The following is a 12,380-nucleotide window of genomic DNA, read 5'->3' as shown; positions in this document are numbered from 1 at the left end:
AACCCCGTTGATCTCGCCGAAAGGCTGCTCGCCTTATTCCTCCAACTCCAGCGCCGCGTCCGACTCCTTGGCCAGGGTCGCCAGCAGTTCCTGTGCATCGGCCGCGTCCTGTTCAGCCACCTGCACCTTCACGCCGCCGGAAGCCCACAAGTAGGGCGGGGCGATCTCGGCGGTTTGTTCGTTGGGAATAACTGCCTGGATACCGTGCCCCTCCAGCACGGAGCGGATGAGTTGGGCCTCCGCGATTTCCGCACATGACGCGATCGTTTTCATGATGCCGAGTCTAACGCCAACGGCTCTCAACGCCAGCCCGCTCGTGCGATTGTGCGACCGATTTGCCCAACGGTTTGCCCAAAAGTCCTGCGGTTCCGACTCGCCCCCACCGGTCTGCCTTGCGACAACGGTTTCCCCCCATGACTTCGCTGGCTGCATCGTTTGGTGATTTACCGCTGTCTGAGCACGAACTGATCACGTGGATCCTTTCCGCGGCGAATGCCCATTCGATCATGGCGGTCACCGATGCCGAGGGCGTCATCGTCTACGCCAACGACCAGTTTTGCAAAGTGTCCGGCTACACCCGCGAAGAACTCGCCGGTAAGACGCATCGCATCATCAAGTCCGATTACCATCCGCCGGAGTTCTTCGCCAAACTCTGGTCGACGATCAAAGCCGGCGAATCCTGGCGCGGCACCATCTGCAACCGCGCCAAAGACGGCTCCCGCTACTGGGTCTCCAGCACGATCATGCCGCTGCTGGGCGACGACGGCCGCCCGCGCTTCTTCCTCGCCCTGCGCACCAATGTTTCCCGGCTCAAAGAGACCGAGGAAAAACTGCGCTCCCAACACAGCCAGCTCGTCGATCAGGTTGAGCTCCTGCGCTCCACCCAGAGCCAGCTCACCGCCTTCTACGACCACGCCCCCATCGGCATCTCCTGGCGCGAGATCAACGCCGACGGACAGCCCGGCGCCAACCACGTCAACGCGACTTTCCTTAAGATCATCCGTCTCACGCATGAGCAGGTGGCGGACGTAAACAACGTCTACGCCATCACCCATCCGGACGATCTCGCCAAACAGGAGGCGCTCACCAACGAGATCTACGAAGGCAAACGCGACCAGTTCACCATCGAGAAACGTTACATCGTGCCGCTCACCTCGGAGGAACTCGCCGCGCTCCAGACCGACGATCCCGATGGCGCGGGTGATTACGACGCCGACGGCAACGAACCCCACCCCCTCGCCAACCGCGAATCGCTCGTCAAAACCGTTTGGGGCCAACTCACCGTGGTCGTCCTGCGCAACGCCGACGGACAGGTGACGCACCACTTCGGCATGCTCGCCGATATCACGAAACAGCGCCTCGCCACCAATCTCCTGCAGAGCCGCGAAGCCCGTTGGCGCACCTACCTCGAGACCGCCAGCGAAGTCCTCTACGCCATCACCCCCGAGGGCCGCATCAAATTCGTCTCCTCCGCCTGGACCAGCAAACTTGGCCACACCAAGAAGGACGCCGTCGGCCGCCGCTTCACCGACTATCTCCACCCCGACCACGTCGAGCAGTGGACCGCCTTCTTCGAGGACACCCTCAAACACGGCGCCTCCAACGCCTCCATCGAGTATCGCATCCGCCACGCCGACGGGCGCTGGATCTGGCACGCCATGAGTTCCGCGGTCTACTCCGACCGCCACGGCCGCACCGCCTTCCTCGGCGTCGGCCGCGACATCACCCTGCGCCTCGAAGCCCAGAACCAACTCAAAGAAGCCCTCGCCCGCCGCGAGGAAATGGAACGCATCGTCAACCGTTCCCCGTCCGTCGTCGTGCTCTGGCGCGCCGCCGAAAACTGGCCGGTCGAGTTCGTCTCCCAAAGCGTCTCCCAATACGGCTATACTCCCGAATATTTCACCCAGGCCAACCAAGGCTTCATCGCCATCACGCACCCCGACGACTCCGAGCGCGTGACCGCCGAAGTCGAAGCTCACGCCAAATCCGGCCACGACGAATACAACCAGGAATATCGCATCGTCTGCGCCGACGGCTCCGTGCGCTGGGTGGCCGACCACACCGTCGTGCGTCGCAACGCCGAGGGCATCGTCACCCACCACGAGGGGCTCATCACCGACATCTCCGACCGCAAGGAAGCCGAGGAGCGCGAACGCGAGCTGCGCGAGCGCGACCTGCGCACCGCCGCCACCATCCAAACCCACCTGCGCCCCCGCGAGTTTCCCGACATCCGCGCTGTCGAAATCGAAGCCCTTTCCCACCCGTCACTGCACATCGGCGGCGACTACTACGATGTCGTGAAAGTCGACGAACGTCGCTGGGGTTTCGTCATCGCCGACGTCTCCGGCAAAGGTGCCGCCGCCGCGCTCGTCATGACCGAGTGCCGCGCCACCATGCGCCTCTGCGCCGAGGGTGAACCCAGCCCCGCCGCCGCCATCAAACGCGTCAACCGGCACCTCGAACCCGACATGCGCCCCGGCATGTTTGTCGCCCTTTTCTACGGTATCCTCGATCTGGATACGAAGGTCCTGCGCTTCTGCCGCGCCGGCCACGAGCCCCCCATCCTCGTGCGCGCCAATGGCGAGATGGAACTGCTCCCCGGCGAAGGTCTCGCCGTAGGTCTCGATGACGGACCGCTCTTCGACGAGATGCTCGAAGAGCACGAAGTGCAGCTCGGTGCCGGCGACGTGCTCGCCCTCTACACCGACGGCATCACCGAAGTCTCCAACCCTGACGGCGAAGAGTTTGGTCGCGATCGCCTCGCCCAGGCCCTTGAGCGCAACATCGATCACCCCCTCGCCGAGATCGTGCGCACCGTCGACCGCTACACGCGCAACTTCTGCGTGCACGCCCCCCGCCACGACGACACCACCCTCCTGCTCGTCCGCCCCGTCTGAGCGGGCGGGCGCGTGTGAGGCCGCGGCGTTGCCTCTCCGTCGCGCCTCGTCAGGAATTCCAGGTCGCCAAAAACGCTTCCGCTTCGGCGATGGATTTTTCCATGTCGGCGATCAACAGCGTCACATCCTCCTGCAACTCGCGCGCGGTCGAATCGAGTCCGGCCACCGTTTGCGCGTTGAGGTTGTGTTTCAGGAACAGCACCTGGTCGCGCAAGGTCGCCAGCACCGGATCCATGCGATCCGCCGCCCGCTGCATCAACAGCACCAACCGGTCATAGCGGCGCATCGTTTCACGCAGTTGGCGTTCACTGCGCTGCCGCAGCGTCGCGCTGGTGTAGTCGTCGAGTTCCTGCTCCCACTCGTTGAACAACGCCTCGGCCACGCTGCGCACGCCCTTGATGCGATCGTGCACCTCCTCGGCGCGGTCCTCACTCTCGGCCAGCGCGTCGGCCAGGCGATCGTAGTGCACCTTCAGCTCGCCGCCCGTGTCGCCGGTGAGCTCCATCAATTGCTCCAGCGCCGTCGCAAATTGTTCCTTGGCCTCCTCCTGCGCCTCCTGCGTGTCCTCCACCCGATCGGCCAACACCTCGCGCTTGGCCACCCCCACTTTCTCCAGCGCCTCGTAATACACCGTGGAGCAGCCGGACGTCATGAAAACGCCGATCAACAGGCCGGCACACAACAACCAAGGGGAGCGGGGAAAGGAGCGCGTCATGGTGAGGCAGCAGTGTGCGACCTCGCGCGAGCGTCGCAAGCCCCGCCGGAAAAGTGCCCCTCGAGGCTTTTTCGTTCGCGACCTCTCACCCCTCCCCTGTTTCACTCCGCCCCCAATTTCAGCCACTTCGCTTATGACGTCGCTCTCGCTCAACGATCTTCTGCCCGTTCTGCAACTCGCCATCGGCCCCGTGATTCTCATCTCGGGCGTCGGCCTGCTGCTGCTCACCATCACCAATCGCCTCGGCCGCGTGGTGGACCGGGCCCGTCACCTCGCCCGCGAGCAGGCCAACACCCCCGCTGGCACCGCCTCCAGCAAACTGCACCTGCAGATCACCATCCTCAATCGCCGCGCCGGCATCCTGCGCGCGTCCTGCATGATGCTCGCCCTCACCGTGTTGTCGGCCGCCATCCTCGTGCTCCTGCTCTTCCTCGCCAAACTGGCCAATTGGGAAGCCGGCGCCGTCGTCATCGCCGTTTTCTGCATCGGCCAACTCGCGCTCATCGGCTCGGTCATCGCCTTCATGCGTGACATCAACCTCTCCCTCACCGCCCTCCGCCTCGACCTCAACATGTAAGGTCAAAGGGGGGCCCTTCGGATGTAGCAGCGCGAGCCAGCTCGCCGCCTACATCACCGAATCGAACGCGCACTGTAGGCCGCGAGCCCTGGTCGCCTTCGGCGCCGCCAGAGGCGGGTAAACTTGCTCGCGCTCACGCCTGCCGCTCCGCCGTCGCAGCCCTTCGGCAGGGCAGCGTCACCCCTTCACGGATACAACCGCCGAGGCGCCCAACCGCCCTCGGCCTCCGCGTCGCGCGTGTAGCGCACGCGATCGTGCAGCCGAAACTCGCCGGCGGACCACAACTCGATCCAATCCGGCACCACCCGGAATCCGCTCCAGTGTGGCGGACGTGGCACCGACAGCGGATGTTTAAGCGCCACGCCGGCGACCGCTTTGAGCAACTTGCCCTGACTCTCCAACGGCCGTGACTGCTGCGAAGCCCACGCGCCCAATTTGCTCTTGTGGGCGCGCGACGCGAAATAGGCATCGGCCTCGGCGTCGGTCACTGGTTCGACCGGCCCATGCACCCGCACCTGCCGTTCGAAGTGCGCCCAGTGGAAACACAACTCGGCCCGCGCGTGCGTGGCCAACTGGTGACCCTTGTCGCTCTCGAGATTGGTGTAGAACACAAAGCCCCGCTCATCGGCGTGTTTGAGCAGCACCATGCGCACGGCCGGAGCGCCCTGGGCATCGACCGTCGCCAACGCCATCGCCGTCGGCTCGCGCACCCCCGCGTCCTTTGCCTCCTGCAACCACCCCTGAAATACCAACAACGGATCAACCATGCCCCCATCCTACCACCCCGCGCCCTCCGCGCCCCCGCATCCCTTGCCAATTCCACCGCCCCGCCCCCCCCGCGCATCACCTCCATCACTCACCCCCCTCAACGCCCCGCGCCCCACCGCCTCGCAGCGCCACCTGTCACCTATTAGGTGACACCTATTTCGACCACTTTTGTTAACAATCAATGGGTTACAAAAAATTTGTCACCTAATGGGTGACAACATTGACTCGGTGGGGCAGGGTGGCGGGATGGTTTATCGGGATAGTCGGGCTTGGTTGATGGATCTGGTGGCGGACTTGGTTTGGCTTTCGATGGAGGCGGCGGCGCGGGCGGCGCGACGGCGCATGGCGAAGCCGCCGCGACGCGGGGTGGGGATCACGCTGCGGCCAGGCGACGAGACCGGCCTCTGGAACGCCTTGGTGGAGCGCGTGCAGCCGCACCTGCGTCGGCCCGGTGCCCAAGCCATCCTCGCCCGCGAACTCGAGCTGCCGCGCCAGCGCGTGCACGACTACTTCATCCGCCGCAACCGTATGCCCGACGCCGAGCGCACCCTGCGCATCCTCACCTGGGTCATCAAACAGGAGACGCCCGAAGCCTTCGCCGAGCAACTGGCGCAAAGCGGCGCGCGTCGCTCCGGCAGCTCGACCGCGAGCGCCACCCCGGACACGGGTTCTTCCGCTTGAGCCTTACGGCGATGGATCCGAGCCCCGACCCCCCGCCCGGCGAAAGCACGGCCTTTGCCGCTCCGGAGTGTTTGGCGTGCGGGGCCTGCTGTTTTTCGTCCGCGGCGCAGTATGTGCGGGTGACCGGCGCGGACTGGAGTCGGCTCGGGGCCGAGGCCGACCGGTGGGCGGTCTTCGACAACCACCGTGCCTACTTGCGCATGGTCGACGGCCATTGTGCGGCGCTGCAGCTGGAGCCGGCCGATCCGAGCATCGACCAACCCGCGCGTTTTGTCTGTGCGATCTACGACCAACGTCCACAGACCTGTCGGGACCTCGGGCGTGGTTCGCCGGCCTGCGAGGCGGAGTGGTTGCGCAAGCGCGCCGACGCCCGACGAGCTGTTGGTGAATAATTGATGAAACGCGCAAACCGCATTGCGCGCGGTTACTTTTGCCACAGTTTTGCAGGCATGACTCGATCGGTTCGTCTTTTCTCCTTTGTAACGCTCCTCGGCGTGCTCGCCGTCGGTTCGGTTTCGGCCAAACCCTCCATCGAGGAGCAGCGCGACAAGGTGCGCGAGATGCGCGACGAGGTCCTCGCTGAGCTCTACGAGGCGAAGCCTGAAGCCAAGGCCCGGATCAAAAAGGCCAAGGGTTATGCGGTGTTCTCCAACGTGGGCATCAACGTCATCTTCGCTTCGTTCGCCGGTGGCCACGGCGTCGTCGTCGACCGCAAGGGCAACGAAACCTTCATGAAAATGGGCTCGGCCGGTGTGGGTCTGGGACTCGGCGTGAAAGACTTCCGCGGCGTCTTCGTTTTCTACGACAAGGACAAGATGGAGGCCTTCATCGAAAAGGGTTGGGACTTCTCCGCCCAAGCCGATGCGGCCGCCAAGTCCGGCGAAAAGGGCGGCCAGGCCGCCGGTGCTGGCAACCTCGCGGAGGGGGTCGAGGTTTACCAGTTTACGAAAAACGGCTTGGCCCTGCAGGCGACCTTGCAGGGAACCAAATATTGGCGCGATGATGCGCTGAACGATTGATAGGCCCCGGCTGACTCAAAAAAAAACGACTCGATTCGACCGCGCCATGGCTCCCGCCTTGGCGCGGTTTTTTTACACGGTCCGATGGGGGCGACGTTGCCCTTTGATCACGCGCTGTCAGCGTCGGTCCTCATGACAAAGGACCGTGTTCGAGCAACTTGCTCAGCGACGAAGCTGGCGGGACTGCTCGCGCTTTTATTGCCACTCTGGGGACCGGGTTGCGCCAAGGCGCCGCCGGTCGAGCCCGTGCCTTCGGTCTCGGTGATGACCGTCTCTACGCAGACGTTCTCGGATCCGATCATCGCCGCCGGCTCCATCATCCCGGTGAACTCGGTGTCGCTCGGCTTCCGCGTGCCGGGGCAGATCGAGGCGGTCCTCGCGGCCGACGGTGAGGTGGTCGCGACGGGCCAGGTCCTGGCGCGCCTCGATCCGGCCGAACTGCGCCATGCGAAAACCATCGCCCAAGCCCAGGCCGACGAGCTCAGCTCCCGCCATCACCGGCTCACTCAGCTCTTCGAAGCCGGCTCGCTCACCCGCACCGATTTCGAACGGAGCCACGCGGCGCTCACCGAAGCCAAGGCCGCCCTCGATCTGGCCAACGAACAACTGGACCACACCGAGCTGGTGGCGCCCTTCGCGGGCAAGTTGCTCAAGCATCCGCTCGACGTGGGTGCGGTCGTCGCGCCCGGCGTGCCGGTGTTCACGCTGATGGCGGAGCAACCCGTCTGGGCCGAAGTCCACGTGGCCGAATCCCAACGCGCCGCTCTCGCCCTCGGCCAAACCGTGCAACTCGAGCTGCCCGCCATGGACTCCGCCGACGCTCCGTCGACGCTCAGCGGCGAGATCGAATCGATCGCCGCCACGGCCGATCCTTTTTCCCGCACCTTTGCGGTGCGGATCCGCCAAGCCAATACCGACGGCCGCCTGCGCCTCGGCAACCTCGTCACCGCCCGCATCGAAGCCGGTCGCGGTCGCGACGGTCTCCTGCTGCCGCCCCCGGCAGTGCAACGCGAAGCCGACGGCAGCCTCTATGTCTGGCTGCTCGGTGGTGACGGCAACCAAGTCGTCAAACGCGCGGTGGCCAGCGGCGGCACCCAGGGCGAGCAGGTGATCATCGACCAAGGACTGGCGGCCGGCGACCAAGTGGTGGTCGGCACCACCGCTCCGTTGTTCGACGGGCGCGAGGTAAAGGTCGTCGCCCCATGAGCCTACTCACCTGGCCCCTGCGGCATCGTCATGTGGTGATCGTGTTGTGCGCGGTCGTCGTGGTGCTCGGCGTGCGATCGCTGCTCACCATGCCGCGGCAGGACACGCCCTCGATCTCCATTCACCAGGCACTCGTGATCGCGCAGTATCCGGGCGCGTCGGCGGCGCAGGTGGAGCAACAACTCACCCGCCCGATCGAGTCCTACCTCTTCTCCTACACCGAGGTCGACGCGAAGAAAACGCACTCCATCACCCGCGACGGCCTCATGGTCGTGACGGTCGAGTTGCACGACTGGGTGCCGGACATGGCGGGATTCTGGTCGCGCCTGCGATTGGGTCTGGCCGAACAAAAACTCTTGAGCCTGCCCGCGCCGGTGGTGGGGCCGCTGGTCAACTCCGACTTCGGTGATTCGGTCGCGCTGCTGGTGGCGATCTCGTCGCCAAAACGTGGATACGCCGAGCTGCGCACCGATCTCGATCGCATCGAGGAGGCCATCCGCGGCGTGGACGGCACGGGCCGCATTCGCCGCTTCGGCAATCGCGGTGAGACGATTTACGTGGAGGCCGATTCGCAGCGCCTCTCCGAGTATCAGGCCGGTCTGCCGCAGGTCATCACCGCGTTGCAGTTTCAAAACACCACGTCCTTCACCGGCTCGCTCAAGACGAGCGAGCTGGAGGTGCCGCTGCACACGCGCGGACGCCTCGCGAGTGTCGAGGAAGTGCGACGCCAAGTGGTGGTGCGCGATCCCACCGGCGATCGCGTGGTGCGCGTGGGCGACGTCGCCACGGTCGAGCGCCGGCTGAGTGATCCGAGTTCGTTCCTGCGCGTCAACGGGCAGGAGGACGCGGCCCTCATGCTCTCCATCGAAGTGCAGCCGGGCCACAACATCGTGTCCTATGGCGAAGCGGTGCGGGCGGCGATCGACGATGTCGCGGCGCGCCTGCCGGCCGACCTGACCTTCACGGTGATCAACGACCAACCCGGCGTGGTGGACGAAGCGGTCACACATTTTGAGCGCGAGTTCTTCATCGCGGTCGGCGCGGTGGTGGCGGTCACGCTGCTGCTCCTGCCGTTTCGCGTCGCGCTCATCGCGGCGATGGCGATTCCGGTTACGATCGCGTTCACCTTTCTGGCGCTGGAGATGCTCGGCATCGAGCTGCACGAAGTGTCCTTGGCCGCGCTCATCGTGGTGCTCGGCATGGTGGTGGATGACGCCATCGTCATTGCCGACAACTACCTCGAAAAACTGGACGAAGGCATGTCGCATTGGGAGGCGGCGTGGCGCGCGGCGGGTGAGCTCACCGTGCCGGTGTTCACGGCGACGATCGCGATCGTGTTGGCCTTTGCGCCGCTCGGCGTGCTGCTGAGCGGGTCGGTGGGTGAGTTCATCGTGGCGCTGCCCATCACGGTGGCGATCGCGCTCATCACCTCGTTTGTGGTGGCGATGCTGTTCACGCCGCTGCTCTGCCTGATCTTCATCAAGCAGGGCCTCAAGGATCAGCCGGCCAGCCTCGGCGCGCGCGTGCTCGACGGCGTGCAAAAACTCTACGACCCGACAGTGCGTTCGCTGGTGGCGCATCCGCGCCTCACGGTGCTGGGCGCGGTGTTGTCGCTCGTGGCGGGCGCGGCGCTGGTGGGGGTGATCAAACTCAAATTTTTCCCCGCGGCGGAGCGCGCGCAGTTTGTGATCGAGGTCGACATGCCGCTCGGCACGCGTCTCGAAGCGACCGATGCGGTGGTGCGGGAAATCGAGTCGCGGCTGGCGGCGGACCAGCGCGTGACGGACTTCGCGGCCTTTGTCGGCACGCCGGCGCCGCGCGTGTATTACAGCTTCGCGCCGGAGTTTCCGCGACCGAGCTACGGCATGTTGCTGGTGGGCACGGAGGGACCGGATGAGACCGAGAAATTGGTGCGCGACTACGCCGCCCAGTTGCACGGTTCCCGCCCGGGCGTGCGGCTCAACGTGACGCGTTTCCAACAGGGCATTCCGGTGGAAGCGCCGGTGGAGGTGCGCATCGTCGGACCCGACCTGCCGACCCTGCGGCGACTCGGCGATAAAGTGAAAGCGATCGTCGCCGACGCGCCGGGCGCGACGCAGGTGCGCGACGATTACCTCGACGGGTTTTCGGTCGATCTCAACGTGCGCACCGAGGTCGCCAACCGGCTCGGTTTCGCCACCGGTGTGATCGCGCAGGAAGTGATGGCGGGCTTCTCGGGGGTGCCGGTGACGGAGGTCTGGGAAAACGACGAACCGCTGCCGATCGTGCTGCGACTGAGCGAGGGGAGTCGGGCGGATTTTGATGCGCTGGGTGACTTCATGTTGCGCGCGCCCTTTGGTCTCGCGCACGTGCTGCTCAGTCAGGTGGCCGATGTGGAGCCCGCCTGGGCCCCCGCGCAGATCGCCCGTCGCAACGGCGCCCGCACGCTCACGGTGCGCGCCAATCCCGCCGAGGATGTGCTGCCCTCGCAGGTGCTCTCGCACATCGCGCCGGCGGTGCGCCAGATCTCGTTGCCGCCGGGTTATCGCATCGAGTTTGGCGGCGAGTATGAGGGCCAGATGCGCACCTTCGGGCAGATGGCCGGAGCGCTCGGTGCGAGTGTGGCGCTCATCTATCTCGTGTTGCTCTTCCAATTCAAAAACAGCCGCGAGGTGCTGTTGGTGATGCTCGCGATTCCGCTCACCTTCTTTGGCGCGATGCTGGGTCTGGTGCTCACCGGCAACCCGCTCGGATTCACCGCGGCGGTGGGACTCATCAGCCTCGTGGGCATCGTTATTCGCAACAGCATCATCCTCGTCGATCACGCCGATGAACTTCGCCACGCAGAGGACCTCGACGCCCGCGAAGGGGCCATCGCCTCGGGTCAGCGCCGGCTGCGTCCGATTTTCCTCACGTCGATGGCGGCGGCGGTGGGTGTGTTGCCCATGATCCTCTCCGGTTCGCCGCTGTGGGCGCCGCTGGCGAGTGTGTTTTCGGTCGGCATCATTTGGTCGATGGTGATGACCCTGTTGGTCGTGCCCGCAGTGTATGGCGCGACGATGGATCGCAAACCGAAGTCCGCGGAGGAGGCCTCTTCATGAAGCGTTGGTTGACGACAATTTCTCTGCTGCTCGCGCCAGCGCTGCTGACGGCGCAGGAGCTCACGCTCGACGTCGCGGTGGACCGGGCGCTGGAGCGCAGCAAAGGCAGTCAGATCATGACCGCCAAAACCCGCGAAGCCGAAGCGGAGCGACGGTTGGCCGAGAAAAAACGCCTGCCGGAAGTGCGGGTCTTTGGCCTCGCGACCTATGACCTGGAGCAAACCAACCTGTCGGTGGATCGCGGTGATTTGAACACGCTGTTGGATTCGGCCGCGGTGGCGGCGGGGTTGGATCCGCTCACGCCTATTCTCGGACCGTTCCCAGCGGACGAACTGGTCTTGGCCCGCGGCGAGCGCGTGCGTTCGGTGGTGGGGCTTACGGTCATGCAGCCGCTCACGCAGCAGTGGCGTATTGGCAGTGGCATTACCGCGGCCGAAGCGGCGGCGGAACTGGCCGCGGTTGAGCTGGAGAACACGCGCACGCAGTTGCGTGAAGCCGTGGAAAAACTGTGGATCGGCCTGCGACTCGAGTCGGCGCGACACGAAGCGGCGCTGGCGCGGGTGCAGGCGCGGGAAGCGCAACTCGTCGACGCGCGCAACGCGCAGGCGGCGGGCGAAGTGCTCGATGCGGCGGTGTTGGGCGCGCAGGCGCAACTCACCGAAGCTCGCACGGCGGAGCTGCAATCCCGGCAACGCCGCGAGGCGCTCGTCTGGCACCTGGCCGATCTCATCGACTGGGACCGCGACTCGCTGGGCGATGCGATGATCACCGACAGTCCGTTGCCCGAGCGCGAGAGCCGTTCGTTGGCGGCGTGGTTGGATGCGGTGGAGGAGCACCCGGAATTCCGGGCGGCGCAGGCCACCGAGCGACGCGCCGAGGCGGGCGAAGCGGCGACGCGGCAGGAACGCATTCCGGATGTCACCGCCTTCGCGACGGTTTCACATCAGGAAGGGCTGCCGCTGCTGCCCAATGACGTGGGCACGGTGGGTTTGGCGCTCACCTGGGACCCCTTTGATTTTGGGCGGCGTCGGGCGGAGGCGGAGCGCAGCGCGGCGCAATCACAGCAGGCGGCGCTCAACCGCGAACGGGTGCAGGAAGAGCTCAGCCGTTCGGTGCAGGTGGCGTATCAGTCTTGGGAACACGCCCAGGAAAGTGTCGTGCTGGCGCGGGAGGCCGAGTCGTATCGGGAGCGCCTGTATTCACTGGAGCAGGACGCGGTGTCGGCCGGGGAAGCGCTGCCGACGGCGGCGCTGACGGCGAAGGCGGACTGGTTGGAAGCCCGCACCGATCGCCTCGGAGCGGAGTTGCAGGCGCATCTGGCGCTGCTGCGTTTGCACGCTCTGGCGGGCGCGTTGTGAGGTAAGGATAAAAGGGGGCGGCGGGATGCCGGGCGGGAGGGTTCCGCCCGACATCCGCCGAAGGCAAGTTAGGCCGAGG

The 12,380-nt window shown here is 65.6% G+C and carries 11 protein-coding genes; 8 read left to right on the top strand and 3 right to left on the bottom strand.

Features of this window, described 5'->3' with window-relative positions:
• Window positions 1–33: 33 nt before the first annotated feature.
• Entirely contained in the window at window positions 34–273 is a 240-nt protein-coding gene (locus tag K1X11_RS14810; protein WP_221031593.1) for a putative signal transducing protein, read from the bottom strand.
• Window positions 274–413: 140 nt separating this feature from the next.
• Here K1X11_RS14810 and K1X11_RS14805 point away from each other — a divergent pair, with 140 nt between their 5' ends.
• Window positions 414–2,897 (top strand): PAS domain S-box protein, encoded by a 2,484-nt coding sequence (locus K1X11_RS14805; protein ID WP_225919500.1) that lies wholly within the window; start codon window positions 414–416, stop codon window positions 2,895–2,897.
• Window positions 2,898–2,946: 49 nt separating this feature from the next.
• Here K1X11_RS14805 and K1X11_RS14800 read toward each other — a convergent pair whose 3' ends face one another.
• On the bottom strand, window positions 2,947–3,612 hold the full coding sequence (locus tag K1X11_RS14800) for a DUF2959 domain-containing protein (protein ID WP_221031592.1): 666 nt from the start codon (window positions 3,610–3,612) through the stop codon (window positions 2,947–2,949).
• Window positions 3,613–3,745: 133 nt separating this feature from the next.
• Between K1X11_RS14800 and K1X11_RS14795 the strand changes: the two genes are divergently transcribed.
• Window positions 3,746–4,189, top strand: coding sequence for a DUF2721 domain-containing protein (locus K1X11_RS14795; RefSeq protein WP_221031591.1), 444 nt, complete (start codon window positions 3,746–3,748; stop codon window positions 4,187–4,189).
• 185 nt (window positions 4,190–4,374) lie between these two features.
• On the opposite strand, the gene pdxH is transcribed toward K1X11_RS14795, so the two are convergent.
• Window positions 4,375–4,956 (bottom strand): pyridoxamine 5'-phosphate oxidase, encoded by a 582-nt coding sequence (gene pdxH, locus K1X11_RS14790; RefSeq protein WP_221031590.1) that lies wholly within the window; start codon window positions 4,954–4,956, stop codon window positions 4,375–4,377.
• A 208-nt stretch (window positions 4,957–5,164) separates the two neighbouring features.
• On the opposite strand from pdxH, the gene K1X11_RS14785 reads away from it, so the two are divergent.
• The 6 genes from K1X11_RS14785 (at window position 5,165) to K1X11_RS14760 (ending at window position 12,301) form a co-directional block, all read left to right on the top strand.
• Complete coding sequence (locus tag K1X11_RS14785; RefSeq protein WP_221031589.1) at window positions 5,165–5,638, top strand: hypothetical protein; 474 nt, start codon at window positions 5,165–5,167, stop codon at window positions 5,636–5,638.
• A gap of 11 nt (window positions 5,639–5,649) precedes the next feature.
• Complete coding sequence (locus tag K1X11_RS14780; RefSeq protein WP_221031588.1) at window positions 5,650–6,030, top strand: YkgJ family cysteine cluster protein; 381 nt, start codon at window positions 5,650–5,652, stop codon at window positions 6,028–6,030.
• A 57-nt stretch (window positions 6,031–6,087) separates the two neighbouring features.
• Window positions 6,088–6,657, top strand: a complete 570-nt coding sequence (locus K1X11_RS14775) for a lipid-binding SYLF domain-containing protein (protein WP_221031587.1) — start codon at window positions 6,088–6,090, stop codon at window positions 6,655–6,657.
• 264 nt (window positions 6,658–6,921) lie between these two features.
• Entirely contained in the window at window positions 6,922–7,863 is a 942-nt protein-coding gene (locus K1X11_RS14770; protein ID WP_221031586.1) for an efflux RND transporter periplasmic adaptor subunit, read from the top strand.
• Entirely contained in the window at window positions 7,860–10,943 is a 3,084-nt protein-coding gene (locus tag K1X11_RS14765) for an efflux RND transporter permease subunit (protein WP_221031585.1), read from the top strand. Before K1X11_RS14770 ends, K1X11_RS14765 begins: the two co-directional genes overlap by 4 nt.
• Entirely contained in the window at window positions 10,940–12,301 is a 1,362-nt protein-coding gene (locus K1X11_RS14760) for a TolC family protein (protein WP_221031584.1), read from the top strand. The genes K1X11_RS14765 and K1X11_RS14760 overlap by 4 nt, the downstream gene beginning before the upstream one ends.
• Window positions 12,302–12,380: the final 79 nt, after the last annotated feature.

It is taken from the genome of Actomonas aquatica, from assembly GCF_019679435.2.
Lineage (GTDB): Bacteria > Verrucomicrobiota > Verrucomicrobiia > Opitutales > Opitutaceae > Actomonas > Actomonas aquatica.
The sequence above is the reverse complement of the archived record's forward strand: the minus strand, read 5'-3'. Positions and strand labels throughout refer to the sequence as shown.